Origin of the sequence: Pseudomonas sp. SWRI154 (assembly GCF_014268645.1) — a bacterium.
Lineage (GTDB): Bacteria > Pseudomonadota > Gammaproteobacteria > Pseudomonadales > Pseudomonadaceae > Aquipseudomonas > Aquipseudomonas marvdashtae.
Window position 1 is genome coordinate 169,007 of the sequence record NZ_JABWQW010000009.1, and the last position, 18,619, is coordinate 187,625.

The following is an 18,619-nucleotide window of genomic DNA, read 5'->3' on the forward strand; positions in this document are numbered from 1 at the left end:
TTGCAGTCAAATGATCGAATCGATATCCAGCGTATAGGGCTTGCCAATGACGTAGCCGTGGGCGCCGTGGATCAGTTCGGTATCAACATCCGCAGCCGGTGCGATAGCCAGTTGCTCGGCCACGCGGTTCTCTGGATGTGCTTGCCAGCGGCTCAGGTTCAGCGCTAGTTCGAAGTGTTCCGACAGGCTTCCGTAAACGTCCTTGGCGGTGACCAGCAAAGTACTCAGCGCTGTCAGACGAGCGCGGGTGGCATGTACCTTGTCGACTTCGCGATTGAGCGCATCGATGATCGATTGATGGGTGCGCACGTAGGCATCTGGGCGCGCCAACATGTGACGACGTTCGTTGCGCAACTGCTGGGTGACCTGTGCCAGCGCATCTTCTATGCGCTCATATTCGCGTTGAGTCACCAGGGTGCTGCTGGATTCTTGTGCTTCCTGCCATCGGCGCAGGGTCGCCCAGCAGGCGGGAACATAGCTGGAAGTCATGAGATGGTTGCCGGCCTGGAAGAATTGGGCCAGGAAACCCGGACGATCCGGCAAGCCACGTCTGTGCTGCAAGGCAATCTCGCAGGCAGCGTGCTGCGTGAGAGTGTCGCACCCTGGCGTCCACAGGATCGACGATTGCTCCCGACGACTGAACTCCACAGGCAGGAAATGCCGCAAGGTGCCGTGGTGTTCGTAGGGCTCGCCCGTCCAGTTGTAGATGCCGGCCACGAACACAGAGAAACCGACCGGTACGTTGGCGAACGCTAGCGTCAGGCCTGTGCCATAGACACTCGTCTTGGTATCCATCCAACTGCCCGGTACGCTGGGTACCGGGTCGTTGTGATTGACCATGCGGTAGTGCACCAGGGGCTCGGCGTTCTTGACGAAGGAGGCATCGGCGGCGCGAGGGGCGCCGTAGGTGTAGAGCTGGATGTTGTAATTAAATCCCTTCCTTAGACGCAGCATCTCAGCGAGCAGCAAGGCCGCTGCGCCGCCCAGGCTATGACCGCAGATCAGCAGTTTCTGGCCGGCATAAAACCGTTCCAGATAATCAATCACGAAAGCCGCGGCTATTTTAGCTGCCCCATAAAATCCTTGGTGCACCTTGCCGAGACCTTCTTCAAACGGGACCTGGAGCGCATCGGCGTCACGCAGGCCGTCGGCGAGCATCTGCGCAGTGCCGCGTACCGCAATCAGGATTACTTCGTCGCTGTGAGTGATGAAGGCCTGGGTGTCGGTGCTTTCTTCATCTGCCGTGTCATCGAGAAAATGAATCTGCGCGGGATGCTCCTGCTTCGTTCCCAATTCCGGATTATTCACCGGGTAAAGAGCGGGATCGAACGGTACGATTTCCAACCGTTTGGAGTAGGGCACGTCTTCATACAGCGGGTAATAGGATTTTGTTTGTCCCGGGTCTACCCTCCAGAGTTCCTCGCTCTTGGCCAATGCATCTCCGAACCAATTGCCCACGCTCGGTTGCTCGGGGAAGCTCACCGGCGTGTTTATCGGCGCCTGACCAGGCTCCTGGCCGAAAGGGCAGTAACTCAAGGTCGCCATCAGGGCCAGCTGGTACAGGTTGAGCGCGCAGAACTCCGGGTCCAGGGACAGCATGGGCCGCAAAGCCCGCAGCGGTCGTACTTCCAGCACGGTATGCCTTCGAGACGCCAGCGTCACGCCAACCTTGCCAAACTCGCCCATGAGCCGTGCCGCGCCCTGGTTGGGCGGGTAATGCCGGTAGACCTGCGGCGGCAGGTGGGCGACATGCTTGACCAAGTCGCGTACCTCCACCTGAAAGAATTGACCGGCGCAGGCTTGGGCGGGGGGTTCCCGGGTGCGGGTGGCGTTGTCGTTCAGGTAGCGGGTTTTCTCGGCGCGGACTTGAAGTTCAGTTATTTTGAGTGGGTAATGGGGCCGCGATTGTAGCAACGAATAGGCCTTTTCAACTCCTCTATAGTCCTGGTCAAAATACAAGGCAATCGGTCCAGCGAAGTGATCGTCAACCTTGCCTGTGCCTGAGGCATCAAGATTGCCGCGGTACGTTTGCCCTTCCGAATCGGTGACGACATAGGCCAGCCATGCATAAGGCTCGCCCGCGCCAGACTCATCCACCAACTGAAAACTGGTCCATTTGCCTGCTACCGGGCAGGCGAAAACACGGCTGCTCAGGAGTGGGGCCAATTCCGTTTTAGACAGCGTCATGCAATAAACTTCCTTATTCGGTGCAGCCTGGGTAAATGGTGCACGGCTCTCCGTCCGGCATATGAAAACCGCTGAAATCGTTGTAATTGCCGTAGCAGAAGCCGTAATGATCTTCGAAGTTGTCCCCCATGCAGCGTTTCCAACCGTTAGGCACTTTCACCCAGGTGTCACGAATGGCGGGTCTTTCCTCGCTTGCCAACTTGATCTTTATCCGCACCGTTTTCCCCGGCAGCTGATCAAGGGTGTACGCCGAAAAAGGCCGACCATCTCCGACGTCGCCCTGTGGGTTGGTTTTTTTGCAGTCGAGGAGTTTTACGATGCGTCGTTGGGCTCCCGAAGTGCGGAACAGCCACTGACATTGGCCGTAAAAAGTGCTTTCACCCGCTTCGTTGAAAGGGCCTTTGTACTGCTCTTCCAACTGATCACGGATCACCACGTTGGCGGAATCGCGACTGGAATCGAGCCAATGCGGACCATAGATAGAGCTGAGCTCGAGTTCGATCCGGCTGACCACCAACGGACAGCCTTTGCGGGTCCTGCGGATCGGGATTTCGGCAACGGGCGAGTGATTGCTCTTGAACACCGGCGCCAAGTTGTCCTTCTTCCCAACGGTGCAGGTTTCCCCTGGGGCGGGGACGTAACGCACCACTGCCTTATAGGCAAAGCCAGGCGGCAAGTCAGCTGTAAATGTAAATGTGTCGGGCTGTTTATCGGCGCATCCAGCCGACATCGCCAGGCAATAGCCCAGGGTAGCGATCCGTAAGATTTGTTTCATCACGGCGTGTTGCCTTGCCAGACATCCGCCATCAGCCGCACCCGATCATAATGTTCCTCGGGGCTTTCTCCTCCGCACACTTGCCATTGCGGCGTCAGTGTTCGAGCTGGCACCTGCAGGCTTTTAATCAACAGAAATGCCAGTGGCTCGGGCGCCAGCCAGTTCCAGGCTTCTGCCTGGTCGAGTGTGGCGCGCAGCCAGGCGTCCGGATCCTGGTGCTCAGCCAGTTTGACGTAGGCGTCCAGGTGCTCTGCCAGCAAGAAACGGTGTGCGTTGCCCCGCCGGATTTCCCGCGCTTGCTGTTCGGGTATTGGCACCTGCAACCAAAACGGCGTCTCCGGGACCGGATGTACTCCTGGATTTGGATTATCGACGCGCTCCCAACGAGCGCCTTGCCAGTAGCAAACGCTGGCCGCTGGCCCGAGATAGGCGGCATGCATCTCGACGGGCAAGTGTTTGAGCGCCCGGGCTAACACTCGACCGTCCTGGAATCGATACACCGCCTGATCAGGGCGTTGACCAATGATCAACCGCTCACGCCAGTGCTCGACCAGCTTCGGTAGGTGGCCTTTGGGAAGGCTGGCCAGCCACCCCCAATGAGTGGCCGGCCGGCCAAGCAGTTCGTTGATGTTTTTATCGTGGGGGTTATCGAAGGTGAAGACGAAGGGCCCAACCTCGCTGAGGTCGGCAAGCGGGGTTTGGCTATAAACGCTCAGGTAACAGTCGAACTGGCTGTTTTTGAGCAGCGCTTGGCGCATCGGCTGTTCGTTCTCTGAATCCAGGACGACGCACAAGGCGTGCCCGAGGCGTTGTTGTTCGAACAACCATTGCTGCGGCAGTGAGTCGCTCATACGGTAGTGGCCTCCGTTGTGCAGACGCCCTCGCGACAGGCGTCGCACAGGGGGCAAAAATCTGATCCTGCGGCCTTGCTGGCCGTCATGAGGGCGCGTTGAGTGGGGGCGAAGGTGGGTGGCAGGTTCAGCCACGTGGACAGGGGGGCGACCCGCTCCGGGTTGAGCGACGCGGCACGCGGACCCGACAACGGGGCGCCGCCCAGCTGGATTTCGCTGCTGCTGAAGATGCCGCCATGACCGATGACGATATGCTCGCCCCCGGCACTCAAACTGAGGGTTGCACCTGCTTCGAGGACCACATGGGCACCCGCCTTGATATGCACTTGCTGGCCGGCCTCAATGGCCAGCGTCTGGTCGGAGTAACTGCGGCGGTTGGTGGTGTGCAGCTGGTCGTTGCCCTTGACCTGGACGATGCGATCAGCAGCGATGGTCCGATGTTCATTGGCCTGCAGCTCGGAAATGCTGTTTCCCTTGATCGTTTCCCGACGCTCGTTGCCAATCTCCAGTCGGCTGTCATGCTCGATTCTTTGCTCCATGTCGCGCTGGGCTCGGAGGTAAATAAGCTCTTGTCCGGCCCGGTCCTCCAGCTGCAGCTCATTGAAGCCCTTGCCACCAGGGGAACTGCGCGAACGAAACACTGTTCGAGTCTTGTGGGCGGGCAGCGGATAAGGCGCAGGATTGGCGCTGTTGGTCAGGCATCCGCTGATCAAGGGTTTGTCGGGGTCGCCTTCCATGAACGTCACCAGGACTTCCATGCCCACCCTCGGGATCGTGACCGCGCCGTAGCTGTTACCGGCCCAGTTGGACGCAACCCGCAGCCAGCAACTGCTGCGCTCATTAACCTGTCCTGCGCGATCCCAAAAGAACCTGACCTTCACGCGACCAAACGGGTCGCAATAAATCTCTTCGCCTTCCGGACCGGTGACGATCGCCGTCTGGCTACCGGTTATCCGCGGCTTTTCATGAAGCCGACGGGGACGAAAAATCGCATCCCATGGCGTGGCGACGAAGCGGTTCCGGTAGCCTTGGTTGCGCGCCCCTGGAGGTTCGGCATCGCCGCCCATGCCTTCCTCAAGCACTTGTGGCTGCCTGCCTTGATGGTGCACTTCAGTCAGCAGCCAAAGGTCATTCCATTCCTGGCGCGGGTGTTCACTCAGCGTCAGGAAGTGGCCGGTTACCAATTCCGGCTGGTCACTCGTGCCCTCGACTTGGCAATAATCGGAGCGATGGCGTTCCAGCGCTCGCCGACTCAACAACTTGCCGCGCTCTTCCTGGTTAAAGCCACCGGGGTAATCGTAGGCCTCCAGGTCCGGAAGGATTTTTTCAATGGCTGGCTGGTATTTCTGTTCGAGGGCAATTGTCGCTTTCTGAAAATCGTAATCGCGGCGAGTGACCCGACTGGTTCGGGTTTCCAGCCGTACATTGAAGTGCTGGATCACTGGCTCTTCGCCGACCAGACCGCTGCCTTGCTTATAGGGGGTAGGGCGGCCGAGCCTTGGAAACACGGTCTGGTCATCGCCAAACACCAACTGATGGCCAGACTCGCTGTGCTGGAAATGGTAGTGAAGACCTTCTTCTTCACATAGCCGCGCGATGAAACCCAAGTCTGACTCGTTGTACTGTGCGCAGTACTCGCGTGGCGGATAACGAGAGTTCAACAGGAAGCGGTGTGCATCGCCAAGGATGCCGTGCTCTTTGAGAATCGTCGCAATGATCTGTGGAACGCTGGTTTGCTGGAAGATGCGTTGATTGGTGCGGTATTGCAGATAAGCCAACCTGGGAACCAACTGCACGCTGTAATGGGACAGGCGCTTGCCAGAGTCGTATTGGGCTACCCGATGAATCTGCCCATGGATGCCGCGACCCTGGTGATCAAAAACAAGGAAAGCTTGTTTATGTAAGAGGTGCTCAAGCGTGATGTTTTTTTGTTCACTGACGAGGTCCACATCGAATTGATAAGGGGCGCTGATCGCTTCGTTGCCTTCAAACTTCAATACCTGAAGATCATGCCCAAGGTCCGGTATCTTCAGATGTAAACGCGGTAAATCATTCAGAGGGGGCATGTTTTGTACCTTGCTTCTGCTGGGCTCCTGATCTATTGAAGCAAGCCGTGGGAGGTTTGATGCGCCTCCAGGCGAAAAAAGAAGAGTATGTAAGAGCGTTCTTTATCGTTGATAGGAAGAAACGATTTGAATCGATTCTATGTTGGGAGGGTATATGCAGGGTTGGCAAAAAATAGTAGCGGTTCTGTGCAAGTAAAAAATTCTTATGGCTTTGCCTGTTTTTCAGATTGGTTTCGTATTTAGAGAAAAGTCCTACATTTTTATTTTTTTAAACGCGGCATGCTTTCCGTCGGATGAAAAGCTGTGGGTCGATGCCTCGTCTGAAACCGTTGTTGGTATTGAACGAAACTTCCTACAAGTCACAGCGAATTCTATTTCTGGTTTTCGCAATCAACTGAGTCATAACACCCAAGCACCTATTGAAGGCTGTAAATGTCGTATTCCGAAAAACTTTCCGCACATTATCTGTCGCTCGCCAAATCTCCGGTCTCCGGCCAGAGCTTTGCGGGTGCGGACGTGCGTTTTTCGGATGAGTACGAAGCCCTGGAGAGCGAGCTCGGCAAAGCCCAATCGATACATGAAAACAGCCAAGTCGATTGGTTGAAGGTCCTTGAGCAAAGTGAAGCCTTGTTGCGCACCCAGTCGAAAGATTTGCGAGTGGCGGCATGGCTGACGTGGGCGTTATATCAGCGTGAATCCTTTCTTGGGCTGCTCGCTGGGCTGGGTCTCTTGCGGTATCTCTGCAAGAGTCACTGGCTTGAGCTCCACCCGGCCAAGGTTCGTACCCGCGCAGCCAGCCTCCATTGGCTCGTGCCGCGGCTGGAGGCGGCGCTGGGCAATCATGTCGCGATACCAAAGCAGTTGACCTTGTTCCGGGATCTGGCGGAACACCTCGAAGAACTGGACGCTGCCTGCACCGCTCATCTGGGCGATGACGCACCTCTGTTACTGCCGCTGTGCCGGCGTCTCAGGAAACAGGTGCAGCACGCCAGCGAAAATCAGCCGCAGTCCGGCGCTGTCGGGACGGTGGTCGCTCAGGTCAGACAAGCCGCGACCCAGCTGTTCAACCCGGGCGCCCCGATCGAAAATGAAAAGGATGCCCACAAGGCGCTACGGGCCCAGCAGGATAATGCTCGTCCGTTGTGCACGTGGTGGCTCAAGCAAAAAGCAACCGACCCCCGAGCGCTGCGCCTGAGTCGGACCTTGCTATGGCTTGGGGTTGACGCTGTGCCCGAGCGCAACGCCGAGCAGATCACCCTGTTGCGTGGGCTTCCTGGGGACAGGCTCAAGGCTTATCAGGAAGGCCTCAAGCAAGGCAACTACGCGGATCTGCTGGTAGAAATCGAGGCCAGCCTGGCGAAGGCGCCTTTCTGGTTCGACGGTCAAAGGCTTGCCTGGGAGTGCCTGCAAGGGCTGGGTGCAGAACTGGCCATGCGCGAAGTGGAAACGCATTTTGCATTATTCATCCAACGCCTACCGAGTGTGATCGAATTGCGTTGGCATGACGGCGAGCCGTTCGCCGATCCGTCCACCCGGGCGTGGATCGCTGCCCAGGTCATGCCTCGTCTGGGAGCCCCCGACCCTACGCCCCATGCCGACGTCATCGATAGCCATGCGCCATGGGAGCGAGCTTTGGAAGAAGCTCAATTGAGCGTGCGCAGGGACGGTCTCAAGCCTGCGGTCCGGTTTCTCAAGCAAGAAATGCGCAACACCGACGGTGGGCGCGCTCGCTTCCTTTGGCGGTTCGCGATGGCACGTTTGTGCTTCTCCGCCAAGAAATACGAAGTCGCCAAAGTTCAGCTCGAAGTGCTCGACCAAACGCTACAGGACGCGGGCTTGAATGCATGGGAACCCGACCTCGCATTGCAGGTGCTGCATCTGTTGTATCGATGTTGCGAATTATTGCCTCAGAACCACGTCGTGCGTGAGTGCAAGGATGAAACCTACCGCAGGTTGTGTCATCTCGATCTCGAACGGGTAATCGAATAGGCCTGTAGGCCACCATTGTAAGGAAGGAAAGTCATGGCCAAAGAAGGCTCTGTTGCCCCAAAAGAACGCATTAACGTCACCTTCAAACCCGCTACAGGCGGTGTTCAGGAGGAGATTGAGCTGCCGCTCAAACTGATGGCGATCGGCGATTACCTACACCGTCAGGACGAACGCAAGTTTGAAGATCGCAAACCTATCAGCATCGACAAGATGACCTTCGACGAGGTGCTGGCCAAGCAAGAGCTTAGCTTGGTCCTCAGCGTCCCGAACCGTCTTCAGGAAGGAGGCGACACCGAGGAGCTCGCCGTGCAATTGCGGTTGAACTCGATGAGGGATTTCAACCCCGCAAGCTTGGTCGAGCAAGTGCCTGAACTTAGAAGATTGATGGAGCTGCGCGACGCGTTAGTCGCTCTCAAAGGGCCGTTGGGCAATGCACCGGCGTTTCGTAAAGCTATCGAAAGCGTGCTTGCCAACGATGAATCCCGCAGTCGCGTACTGGAAGAGCTGGGCCTGACGGCCCCAACCCCGGCCGTTTGACTCTCTAAGCCAAGGAAGACAATGCATGAATACCCTAGTAGCGCATCAACAGAACCGAGAGAACGGCGAGCATGGCATTCTGGAAAGCATCATTGCTCAAACGCGCCTGACGCCTGAGGACGACGCTTACGACATTGCCAGGCGTGGCGTGTCAGCCTTTATCGAAGAGCTTCTCAAGCCGCAAAACAGCGGCGAGCCAGTAAAAAAGGCCATGGTCGATCGCATGATCGCCGAGATCGACGTCAAGCTCAGTCGTCAGGTTGACGAGATCCTTCACCATTCAGACTTCCAGGCGCTGGAGTCAGCGTGGCGCGGTCTGCAGTTGCTGGTCGATCGCACCGATTTTCGCGAGAACATCAAGGTTGAGATGCTCAACATTTCCAAAGGCGATTTGCTGGATGACTTCGAAGACTCGCCAGAAATCATGCAGTCGGGCCTATACAAACACATCTATACCGCCGAATACGGTCAGTTCGGCGGGCAACCTGTGGGTGCGATTGTCGCGAACTACTTCATGTCCCCAAGCTCGCCTGACGTGAAGCTGATGCGGTACGTATCCAGCGTGGCCTGCATGTCTCATGCGCCATTCATTGCCGCAGCCGGCCCGGAATTCTTTGGCCTGGAAAGTTTCGCGGGCTTGCCGGATCTCAAGGACCTGAAGGACCACTTCGAAGGCCCGCACTTCGCCAAATGGCAGAGCTTCCGGCAGTCGGAAGACGCTCGCTATATCGGTCTGACCGTGCCGCGATTCCTCTTGCGAAGTCCTTATGATCCGCAAGAGAACCCGGTCAAGTCGTTCGTCTATAAGGAGACTGTCGCCAACAGTCATGAACATTACCTGTGGGGCAACACCGCCTATGCGTTCGGGACCCGCCTTACCGATAGCTTTGCCAAGTTTCGCTGGTGTCCGAACATCGTCGGCCCCCAGAGTGGAGGCGCAGTTGAAGATTTGCCGCTGCACCACTTCGAGAGCATGGGTGAAATCGAAACCAAGATTCCAACCGAAGTATTGATCTCCGATCGGCGTGAGTACGAGTTGGCCGAAGAAGGCTTCATCTCGTTGACCATGCGCAAAGGCAGCGATAACGCGGCGTTTTTTTCCGCCAGTTCTGTACAGAAGCCGAAGTTCTTCGGCATCAGTGCTGAAGGCAAGGTGAACGAGCTGAACTACAAGCTCGGAACCCAACTGCCGTACATGATGATCGTTAACCGCTTGGCCCATTACGTGAAAGTGCTACAGCGCGAGCAGCTCGGTTCGTGGAAAGAACGTACGGATCTGGAACTGCAACTTAACAAGTGGATTCGCCAATACGTTGCCGATCAGGAGAATCCAAGTGCCGAGGTCCGCGGTCGCCGGCCCCTGCGTGCTGCCCAAATCGTTGTCACTGATGTGGAAGGGGAGCCCGGTTGGTATCGCGTCAGCCTGAACGTGCGCCCGCACTTCAAATACATGGGTGCCGACTTCACATTATCGCTGGTTGGCAAGCTGGACAAGGCGTGAGCGGAGCCTGACCCATGACTGGCTATGGCAGCCTTTTCGAGCGTTTGAATGGCGATATCGAAACACGTGCGGGCATGAGTCGAGAGGCATGTGGGGTGGCTTCCGTGGCTGCCCATCTGGCGAAGATGCTTAGCACCCGTGCAGGTAGCGTGCAGACGGCGTCCGATTACGGATTGCCAGACCTGAACGATATGCGCCTGAGTCTGCATGACGCCCGTAGCCAAGCCCGTTATGCAATCCAGATGTTTATCGAGGCTTACGAGCCGCGGTTGAGCAATGTGTGCGTCACCGTAATGCCGAATCGTGCCGATCCGCTTCGTCTGTCCTTCAGCATCGACGCCTTGCTGAAGATAGAAGGTCTCAAGCGGCAGGTAAGTTTTTCCGCATGCCTGGATGGCAGTGGGCAAATCAAGGTCAGTCAGGGATAGCCGTCATGTCGTTCAATCATTACTACCAGAGCGAACTCACCGCGCTTCGCCAGTTGGGCCAGCGTTTTGCCGAGCGCAATCCGGCCCTGGCACCGTATCTGGGGCAGGCTGGGCGTGATCCCGATGTGGAGCGATTGTTGGAAGGAGTGGCTTTCCTGACGGGGCGTCTACGCCAGAAGCTAGATGACGAATTGCCGGAGCTTAGCCATTCCTTGATGCAACTGCTGTGGCCGAACTATATGCGGCCGTTACCGGCTTTCAGCATCCTCCAGTTCGAGCCGCTGCAGCGAACGGGGCCCGCGCTGCGGGTAGAGCGTGATACGCCGGTCGAGAGTAAGCCGATCCAGGAGGTGCGCTGCAAATTCCGTACGTGTTATCCGACCGAGGTGATGTCACTGGTTCTGACCGGGCTCAGTCATTCGGTAAAGGGCGACGGTTCTCTGCTAAGCCTGCGTTTGCAGATGCAATGCGACGGCCATCTTGGTGAACTTCAGCTGAGCCGTTTGCGGCTGCATTTCGCCGGAGAGCGTTACATCAGCCAGATGTTGTATCTGAATTTGATACGCAATCTGGACAATATCGAGCTGGTACCACTGGATGGCGACGGTCGGCCCGTGAGCACTTCGGATGGCAGCCCCATGAAGTTCAGGATCGCAGCCAAGCAAGTCGAGCCGGTCGGGTTTGCCGAAGAGGAGGCTTTGGTTCCGTATCCGCTGAACACCTTTCGTGGATATCGCTATCTACAAGAGTACTTTGCTTTTCAGGACAAGTTCCTCTTCGTCGACGTTAACGGCCTGGACGTGCTCAATGTTGTACCTCAAGACACCCTGAAACAAATGCGCGGGTTTGAGCTGCGCTTTGATATTCGCAAGGGCGGCGCCCAACGGCTGCGTCCCACGCTGGATAACGTGAAGCTCTACTGCACGCCTATAGTCAATCTGTTCAAGCATGACGCCCAGCCGATTCGCCTGGATGGAAAACAGGATGAATATCTGCTGCTGCCCGCTCAATACGAACCGGCGCACTGCGGCGTGTTTTCGGTTGAAAGTGTCACCGGCTGGAACCCCGGTGGCTTGGGGTACCGAGCCTATGTGCCATTTGAGTCTTTTGAACACGACTCCAGTTTCGACGTGCCAGGTAATCGCGCTTATTACAGTGTTCGACAGCGCCCATCGCTTCTTCACGGAGGGCTGGATACATGCCTGGGCTTTGGCGTCCGGGACAACCCGGCGCACGAAACTCTGTCGATTGAACTGGTGTGCACCAACCGAAACTTGCCGTGCCTGCTCAAGCCGGGTGATATCAACCAGCAAGGCGAAAAAAGCGCGGAATCGCTCGGCTTTCGCAACATCGGGGTAGTCACCCCAAGCTATGCACCTCCATTGGATCGAGATTTCCTTTGGAAGCTCGTCAGCAACATGTCGCTCAACTATCTGTCACTGGCTGACGTCAGCGCGCTCAAGGTGATACTCGAAACCTACGATTTTCCGCGCTACTACGACGAACAGACGGAGAAGGTCAGCAAGCGTCTGCTGGATAGCCTCAAGTCGATCAGACATCGCCATGTCGATCGGCTCCATCGTGGCCTGCCGGTTCGGGGGTTATGTACGGAGCTGACAATCGACCCGCAGGGATATATCGGCGAAGGCGACCTGTTCGTCTTCGCTTCCGTTCTCAACGAGTTTTTTTCGCTCTATGCCAGTCTCAATTCGTACCACGAGTTGCGGGTGAACAGCACACAGGGAGAGGTGTACCAATGGTTACCCCGCATGGGACAGCAGCCGCTTCTTTAAGCGCGCTGACGAAGGGTATACGCGAATACTCGTTGTTTCAGGCGGTGTTGCTGATTATAGATCGGCTGCGCGAGGCCCATCCCCACCTGGACGACGAAGCACTCTACGACCTGTTGGAGTTCCAGGCTAATCCGAGTCTTGGATTTCCTGCCAGCGATATCGAGCGGGTGGTGTTTTTTGAGGAGCATGGGCAGACGCGAGCTCGTCTGAGCCTGAATCTGATCAGCCTGGTAGGCACGGGATCACCATTACCGGCGTTCTACGTAGAGCAAGCATTGAGTGAGGGGGATGATAATCCGACTCGCCAATTCCTTGATCTTCTTCATCATCGGCTGCAACGGCTGATGCTACCGATCTGGCGCAAATACCGTTATTGCGCCAGTTTTCAAAATGGCGCCCGGGACCCGTTTTCCGAGCAACTGTTCGCCCTGATAGGCCTGAGGGGCGAAGACATACGCAAGGCCACTCAACTGAACTGGAAGCGGCTGCTGCCCTACCTCGGCCTGTTGAGCCTGCGGGCTCACTCGGCGGCCTTGATAGAAGCGGTACTGCGTTATTACTTCAAGCACCCCGAGCTCAACCTCGAACAGTGCGTCGAGCGCCGGGTGAACATTCTGGGCGAGCAGCGCAGTTGTTTGGGAAGCTCCAACAGTTTGTTGAGCGAAGACTTGGTGCTGGGCGAACGGGTTCGTGATCGCAGCGGCAAATTCCGGATTCACATCGGTGCGCTGGATTGGCGGCGTTTTCATGAGTTTCTGCCGATCGGCGTGGGTTACCAGCCACTGTGCGCATTGGTGCGATTTATCCTGCGCGATCCCCTCGAATATGACATTCGCCTGGTCTTGCGACAGGAGGAAATACCGGAGCTAAGCATCGGGGAACGAAACACCTGCCGCTTGGGGTGGACCAGTTGGCTGGGGCATGAACACGCCGATGGCGTGGTGATTCTTGGCAGTAACATCATCAGGAACCAATGACATGATCAACATAGACCTCCAGCAGCTTATCCAGACGCTTGATGCTGATACACGAAGCGACTTGGAGCGCTCGGCCGAGCGATGCGTGGATCGTGGTGCGAACAAGATCCTGATTGAAGACCTGTTGCTAAGCCTACTCGAGCGTGGCAATGGCCTGCTTGGACGCGCCTTGCAAGATGCAGGGGTAAGCACAAGTGAGCTGACCGCTACTCTGCAGCCACGGACGGAACATGAAAGTTCACGTAGTCCGGTATTTGCCCCTGAGTTGATCCAATGGCTGCAGGATGCGCTTTTGTCGGCCAACCTAGAACTGGCTCAGAGCACGGTCACTGAGGCCGCTTTGATTCTGGCGCTGTTGAGTAACCCGGCTCGCCATGCAGGCACTCGTTACCAGCCCGTGCTTGCCCGTTTGAACATAGAACGATTGAAAGAATTCGCCTTGTCACGACAGGTTCAGCCGGGGGTAGGACATCTCGCTGTCCCGACCGAGTCGCTTTTGGAACGCTTCACCCACAACCTTACCCAGCAGGCCCGTGACGGAAAGCTGGACCCGGTGCTTTGTCGGGACGGGGAAATCAGGCAGATGATCGATATCCTCTCTCGACGCCGCAAAAACAATCCGATAGTGGTCGGTGAAGCCGGGGTCGGCAAGACTGCCATCGTCGAGGGGTTGGCCTTGCGCATCGCCGCCGGAGAAGTCCCGTCCGGGCTCGAGGGGGTGGAGATCCTTTCGTTGGACATGGGCCTCCTGCAGGCCGGCGCCAGTATCAAAGGGGAATTCGAACGTCGTCTCAAAGGAGTGATCGATGGGGTCAGGACCGCGGCCAATAGCACTATTCTATTCATCGACGAAGCCCACACGTTGATCGGCGCGGGTGGCGCCGCCGGCGGTTCTGATGCGGCTAACCTGCTCAAGCCAGCTTTGGCGAGGGGCGAACTGCGCACTATCGCAGCTACCACTTGGACCGAGTACAAGAAATATTTCGAGAAGGACCCTGCTCTTGCCCGCCGTTTCCAGCCGGTGCAATTGCACGAACCGACTGTCAGTGAAGCGGTGACCATCCTGCGTGGTCTGGCCCAGACCTATGAGGCGAGCCACGGTATCTATTTGCGCGATGATGCCGTGGTCGCGGCGGCGCAACTATCGGCTCGCTATTTGGCCGGTCGCCAGCTGCCAGACAAGGCTATCGATGTGCTTGATACCGCCTGTGCTCGCGTGCGTATCAGCCTTGCCGTCGCTCCGAAACGCCTTGAGCGCATGCGCGCAGAGCTGGTCGAAGGCGAGCGGCAGCTTCAGGCGTTGCGTCGTGATGCGACAGCGGGCTTGTCGATTGATCTTCAGGCTTTGCAGGCGCTGCAGGTGCAATTGGCAACCACTGAGGAGGAGCGCCTCGCGCTGGAAGCTCAATGGACTGAACAACGAATTCTGGCCGAGCGCCTGCTATCGCTGCGTCGGCAATTGGCTGCGGCGCGGGAAAACAGGACAGAGTTTCCTCAGGAGGTCGAAACGCTGGACGCGGCGTTGCACGAAACCTACGGCGAATTGGTGATTGCACAGGCCAAGGAACGCCTGGTCAGCTTTGAGGTGTGCCCGCGTCTGGTGGCCGAAGTGATCAATGCCTGGACGGGCATACCATTGGCTCAGCTGGCTTGCGAGCACAACATAAAAATCACGCGTTTCGCGGCTGATTTGCGTACTCGCATCAGAGGCCAGGAACCGGCCGTGCAGGCGCTTGATCGAGCGATGCGTGCGGCTGCAGCTGGCTTGAACAAACCCGAGGCTCCTGCGGGCGTGTTTCTGCTGGTAGGGCCCAGCGGCGTCGGCAAGACCGAAACGGCGTTGGCCCTGGCTGACCTGCTTTATGGGGGTGATCGCTTCATCACAACGCTCAACATGGCCGAGTTTCAGGAGAAACATACCGTTTCGCGGCTGATAGGCGCGCCGCCAGGCTATGTTGGCTTCGGCGAGGGCGGCATGCTCACCGAAGCTGTTCGACAGCGACCCTATTCAGTCATCTTGCTCGATGAGGTCGAAAAGGCCGACCCGGATGTGCTGAATCTGTTCTACCAGATCTTTGATAAGGGCCTGGCCAATGACGGCGAAGGGCGGGAGATCGATTTTCGCAACACGCTGATTCTGATGACGTCGAATCTGGGCAGCGAATGCATCAGCAAATTGTGCCAGAACGACGCACGACCGAGTGCCGAGCGCCTTGAAGAGGCTATTCGGCCTCTGCTCTCCAGGCATTTCAAGCCTGCACTCCTGGCGCGTATGTGTGTGGTGCCGTACTACCCCGTAAGCGGCGATGTATTGCGCGAGCTGGTAGAACTGAAGTTGGGGCGTTTGGGCGAACGGTTGAAGCGTCGGCAGTTGGGCTTCAGTTTCTGCGTGCGACTTGTGGACCACCTGGTCGAGCGCTGCACTCGAAGTGAAAGTGGCGCGCGGTTCATTGACCACCTGCTCGATTTGCATTTGATGCCTTGGTTGGCCGATGGCTTGCTGGCCGCCATGGAGGTCGGCGAACAACCGCGGCATGTACACGCCACTCTGGATGACCAGGCTCGCGTAGCCTGTGAGTTTGCTTGATGAGCATGCTTTTGGCTCATGTGTCGCAACCGCTGGCGTATGCCGAAGCCTTGTTGGGACAGCTTTCCAATCTTTCGAGATCAGTTGACGATGCGACGTTGCTCGGAGACTTCGTCCAGGGCGCGGCGCGGCTAAGCGGTTGTGAGCTGGCTCAGTTGTATTTGCTGGACGCCACGGGGCCTAGTCTCGAAATCAACAGTGAGTGCCTTGAGGGTCGGTTGCAATTTCGTGATCTGGCCAGCCTGCCTTGCAATTACTACGATGAACAGTTGCTGCAGTTTTCGCTATGCCAGGATCGTGTGGTATGCCTTGACGCGTTGAGCGGTAGCTTGCACAACACGCGTTTCCTACCGGTCAGCGCCGCGCCGTGGCAGTCACTGCTGTGCGTGCCGCTTGTCACGGCACCGGGCGTCATCAAAGGTCTGTTGCTCTGTGCCAGCGTCAAGCACATCGACCTCTGCGGATTTGCTGAATCCTTGAGACTACTGGGGGCATTTGCGCTCAGTCAGATTCATCTGTTGCAACGTCAGCATCGGCCTGCCAGCGAAAACCTGCCCATTGCAAACAACGTCCCGAGTGCTTCCGGTTATGGACTGATTGGTAGGAGCGCGGCGATGCGCCAGGCCTGTCTTTTGATCAGTAAGGTCATCAACAGTCCTTACACCGTCCTGCTGTGTGGCGAGACGGGCACTGGCAAGGAAGTGGTGGCCCGTGCTGTCCATGATTACGGTCCCCGTCGCTCCCAGGCGTTTATCGTCCAGAACTGCGCGGCGCTCCCGGAGCATCTGCTCGAAAGCGAGCTGTTCGGTTACCGCAAAGGGGCATTCACTGGTGCGGATCGAGACCGCACCGGACTATTCGATGCGGCGGACAAGGGCACGTTGTTGCTCGATGAAATCGGCGATATGCCCTTATCTCTCCAGGCCAAGCTGCTTCGAGTTTTGCAGGAAGGTGAAGTACGTCCGTTGGGATCCAACCACACGCATAAAATTGATGTTCGCATCATTGCCGCCACCCATCGGGACCTGAAGCTCTTGATGAGTGAGGGTAAGTTCCGCGAAGACCTTTACTACCGCCTTGCACAGTTTCCGATCCAGTTGCCAGCGCTACGCCAGCGCGGCCCCGACATTACCGAGTTGGCACGACACTTTGCCGAAAAGGCTTGTGCACTCTTGCAACGAGATCGTTTGGGGTGGTCCGACGCGGCACTGGCTCATCTGACTGATTACGGTTTTCCAGGAAACATACGTGAACTCAAAGGCATCGTGGAACGAGCCGTGCTTTTGTGCGAGGGCGGCGAGCTGCAGGTAGAGCATTTTGCACTGCACAACAAAAAACCACCCGACCAGGGATCTTTAAGCCTTCGCGAACAGATGGAGCAAATCGAACGCAACCTGGTGATTGATTGCCTGCGCAAGAACGACGGCAACCAGACCATTGCTGCCCGCCAACTTGGTCTGCCGCGCCGCACGCTGCAGTACCGAATGAGCCGTCTGAAAATACGCCGAAAGGATGCCAAGGATTGATCCTGTCCATCTCCATCCGTACCGATTTCATCATCCATTTTTCGAGGGCCTTCGAATGCCTGCTCGTTCATGTCCAATCGTCCTGCTGGCCTTCGTCGTGTTGTTCGGCCTCGGAGGTTGTAGCAGCAACTTCAAATTTTCCGACAGCGATTATCGCCCCCTGGGTGACCCGCAAGCGGTCAATCGCGGCAAGTGACCGCAAGGAGCGCCATCGATGGAAATAGTTTTTGAACTGCTGAAGGTCAAGCAATTCATTCCCCCTGATTTATGCCGTCAGACTTTCGGACCGGCTGGTGGCGTCATTGGACGGGGTGAGGATTGCGACTGGGTCATTCCAGACAGTGAGCGCCTCCTGTCCAAGCGTCATGCACAGGTGAGTTTCCGGGAAGGCATGTTTTTCCTGACCGACACCAGCGGTAATGGCATCTCCAACCGTGAAAATGGAGTGCGCCTTCCCAGGGGGGAGCCGATACGGATCAAGGACGGTGATGTCTACATCATGGGCCGATTTGAGCTACGAGCACGGCTGGTCGTTGATATGACGATCGGTGCCGGGACCAACAGTCCGGAACCGGCGGGTCAGCACATTCCGGACGATGCATTCCTTGATCTCGACCCGCTGAGAGCCCTGGATCAGCAGGAGAGTGTTTTCAGTGAAATAGATGAGTTGATCGATCCCTTTGCGATGCCCTTGCATGCCTTGGGACGTTCTGACCGGGCGCGGGTCGACACGGAAAATCTGCTCTTGCCGGAACTGGTCGAAGCCGTTGCCGAGCCAGCCCCATTTCCGCTGTCGGACACAGCCAAGCCAATAGACGAAGAGTTCTGGCAGCGCTTCGGTATGTCATTGGATATGGATCTCAGTGGTCTGGATGAGCAGGACCGTAAAGCATTGGCAATCAACGTCGCGCTGTTGTTCAAGCAAAGCGTCAAAGGCCTGCAGCAAAGTCTGCGTACCCGCTCGGACCTGAAGTGCGAACTACACCTCGCCCAGACCCCCATTCAAGGTAATCAGAGAAATCCGTTGAAGTACCGCGACGACGCTTTGGAGACGCTGTTGCAGCCGAGTACGGCTGGCAAGTCGACGGCCAGCGAGGTCATTACCTGTGCATTTCGTGATCTCCAGGCCCATCAATTGGCCCTGCTTAGCGCCAGCCGCGTCACGTTACGCGCAACGTTGGAGCATTTTTCCCCCCGGCAGATAGTTCTGCGCATGGAGCGAGAGAAGCGGTGGTTACTCAACACCGCTGGTCGGTACTGGCGAGCATATAGCCGCCATCATCAGGCGTTGTGTCAAGACGATGACTGGACCGAGCGCCTGCTGGCCCGGGATTTCGCTAAGGCTTATGAAGAACAGGTTCGCCTGATTTCCGCCCTGCAACATGACCCTCATGGATGACGT

The 18,619-nt window shown here is 57.1% G+C and carries 14 protein-coding genes; 10 read left to right on the forward strand and 4 right to left on the reverse strand.

The window, feature by feature from the left end; genetic code table 11:
* Nucleotides 1-6 precede the first annotated feature (6 nt).
* Genes HU806_RS10935 through HU806_RS10950 form a run of 4 tightly spaced genes read right to left on the reverse strand, consistent with a single transcriptional unit; the run spans nt 7 to nt 5,879 of the window.
* Nucleotides 7-2,187: a Tle2 family T6SS lipase effector gene (locus tag HU806_RS10935; RefSeq protein ID WP_186611386.1), complete on the reverse strand. Its 2,181-nt coding sequence runs from the start codon at nt 2,185-2,187 to the stop codon at nt 7-9.
* A gap of 13 nt (nt 2,188-2,200) precedes the next feature.
* The gene (locus tag HU806_RS10940; protein ID WP_186611387.1) at nt 2,201-2,962 is read right to left on the reverse strand and encodes a hypothetical protein; all 762 of its coding nucleotides are present in this window, start codon (nt 2,960-2,962) and stop codon (nt 2,201-2,203) included.
* Nucleotides 2,962-3,813 (reverse strand): DUF4123 domain-containing protein, encoded by an 852-nt coding sequence (locus HU806_RS10945; protein WP_186611388.1) that lies wholly within the window; start codon nt 3,811-3,813, stop codon nt 2,962-2,964. Before HU806_RS10945 ends, HU806_RS10940 begins: the two co-directional genes overlap by 1 nt.
* Complete coding sequence (locus HU806_RS10950) at nt 3,810-5,879, reverse strand: type VI secretion system Vgr family protein (RefSeq protein ID WP_186611389.1); 2,070 nt, start codon at nt 5,877-5,879, stop codon at nt 3,810-3,812. Before HU806_RS10950 ends, HU806_RS10945 begins: the two co-directional genes overlap by 4 nt.
* A 432-nt stretch (nt 5,880-6,311) precedes the next feature.
* Between HU806_RS10950 and tssA the strand changes: the two genes are divergently transcribed.
* Genes tssA through tagH form a run of 10 tightly spaced genes read left to right on the forward strand, consistent with a single transcriptional unit; the run spans nt 6,312 to nt 18,616 of the window.
* Nucleotides 6,312-7,868, forward strand: coding sequence for a type VI secretion system protein TssA (tssA, locus tag HU806_RS10955; RefSeq protein WP_186611390.1), 1,557 nt, complete (start codon nt 6,312-6,314; stop codon nt 7,866-7,868).
* Nucleotides 7,869-7,901: 33 nt separating this feature from the next.
* Nucleotides 7,902-8,405 (forward strand): type VI secretion system contractile sheath small subunit, encoded by a 504-nt coding sequence (gene tssB / locus HU806_RS10960; protein WP_186611391.1) that lies wholly within the window; start codon nt 7,902-7,904, stop codon nt 8,403-8,405.
* Between the two features lie 25 nt (nt 8,406-8,430).
* Nucleotides 8,431-9,906 carry a type VI secretion system contractile sheath large subunit gene (gene tssC, locus HU806_RS10965; protein ID WP_186611392.1) on the forward strand — a complete coding sequence of 492 codons (1,476 nt, stop codon included), beginning with the start codon at nt 8,431-8,433 and terminating at the stop codon, nt 9,904-9,906.
* A gap of 14 nt (nt 9,907-9,920) precedes the next feature.
* On the forward strand, nt 9,921-10,334 hold the full coding sequence (gene tssE, locus HU806_RS10970) for a type VI secretion system baseplate subunit TssE (protein ID WP_186611393.1): 414 nt from the start codon (nt 9,921-9,923) through the stop codon (nt 10,332-10,334).
* Between the two features lie 5 nt (nt 10,335-10,339).
* On the forward strand, nt 10,340-12,127 hold the full coding sequence (tssF, locus tag HU806_RS10975; RefSeq protein ID WP_186611394.1) for a type VI secretion system baseplate subunit TssF: 1,788 nt from the start codon (nt 10,340-10,342) through the stop codon (nt 12,125-12,127).
* Nucleotides 12,091-13,104 (forward strand): type VI secretion system baseplate subunit TssG, encoded by a 1,014-nt coding sequence (tssG, locus tag HU806_RS10980; RefSeq protein ID WP_186611395.1) that lies wholly within the window; start codon nt 12,091-12,093, stop codon nt 13,102-13,104. The genes tssF and tssG overlap by 37 nt, the downstream gene beginning before the upstream one ends.
* 1 nt (nt 13,105) lies before the next feature.
* Entirely contained in the window at nt 13,106-15,691 is a 2,586-nt protein-coding gene (gene tssH, locus HU806_RS10985; RefSeq protein WP_186611396.1) for a type VI secretion system ATPase TssH, read from the forward strand.
* Nucleotides 15,692-15,696: 5 nt separating this feature from the next.
* Complete coding sequence (locus HU806_RS10990) at nt 15,697-17,217, forward strand: sigma-54 interaction domain-containing protein (RefSeq protein ID WP_186611428.1); 1,521 nt, start codon at nt 15,697-15,699, stop codon at nt 17,215-17,217.
* 55 nt (nt 17,218-17,272) lie between these two features.
* On the forward strand, nt 17,273-17,413 hold the full coding sequence (locus tag HU806_RS10995) for a type VI secretion protein (protein WP_186611397.1): 141 nt from the start codon (nt 17,273-17,275) through the stop codon (nt 17,411-17,413).
* Between the two features lie 18 nt (nt 17,414-17,431).
* Nucleotides 17,432-18,616: a type VI secretion system-associated FHA domain protein TagH gene (gene tagH, locus HU806_RS11000; RefSeq protein WP_186611398.1), complete on the forward strand. Its 1,185-nt coding sequence runs from the start codon at nt 17,432-17,434 to the stop codon at nt 18,614-18,616.
* The last annotated feature ends 3 nt before the right edge of the window (nt 18,617-18,619 follow it).

Bases quoted from the DNA above. Each gene is read 5' to 3' on its own strand.
- HU806_RS10935 (WP_186611386.1), bottom strand. From the start codon at position 2,187: ATGACGCTGTCTAAAACGGAATTGGCCCCACTCCTGAGCAGCCGTGTT.
- HU806_RS10940 (WP_186611387.1), bottom strand. From the start codon at position 2,962: ATGAAACAAATCTTACGGATCGCTACCCTGGGCTATTGCCTGGCGATG.
- HU806_RS10945 (WP_186611388.1), bottom strand. From the start codon at position 3,813: ATGAGCGACTCACTGCCGCAGCAATGGTTGTTCGAACAACAACGCCTC.
- HU806_RS10950 (WP_186611389.1), bottom strand. From the start codon at position 5,879: ATGCCCCCTCTGAATGATTTACCGCGTTTACATCTGAAGATACCGGAC.
- tssA (WP_186611390.1), top strand. From the start codon at position 6,312: ATGTCGTATTCCGAAAAACTTTCCGCACATTATCTGTCGCTCGCCAAA.
- tssB (WP_186611391.1), top strand. From the start codon at position 7,902: ATGGCCAAAGAAGGCTCTGTTGCCCCAAAAGAACGCATTAACGTCACC.
- tssC (WP_186611392.1), top strand. From the start codon at position 8,431: ATGAATACCCTAGTAGCGCATCAACAGAACCGAGAGAACGGCGAGCAT.
- tssE (WP_186611393.1), top strand. From the start codon at position 9,921: ATGACTGGCTATGGCAGCCTTTTCGAGCGTTTGAATGGCGATATCGAA.
- tssF (WP_186611394.1), top strand. From the start codon at position 10,340: ATGTCGTTCAATCATTACTACCAGAGCGAACTCACCGCGCTTCGCCAG.
- tssG (WP_186611395.1), top strand. From the start codon at position 12,091: ATGGTTACCCCGCATGGGACAGCAGCCGCTTCTTTAAGCGCGCTGACG.
- tssH (WP_186611396.1), top strand. From the start codon at position 13,106: ATGATCAACATAGACCTCCAGCAGCTTATCCAGACGCTTGATGCTGAT.
- HU806_RS10990 (WP_186611428.1), top strand. From the start codon at position 15,697: ATGCTTTTGGCTCATGTGTCGCAACCGCTGGCGTATGCCGAAGCCTTG.
- HU806_RS10995 (WP_186611397.1), top strand. From the start codon at position 17,273: ATGCCTGCTCGTTCATGTCCAATCGTCCTGCTGGCCTTCGTCGTGTTG.
- tagH (WP_186611398.1), top strand. From the start codon at position 17,432: ATGGAAATAGTTTTTGAACTGCTGAAGGTCAAGCAATTCATTCCCCCT.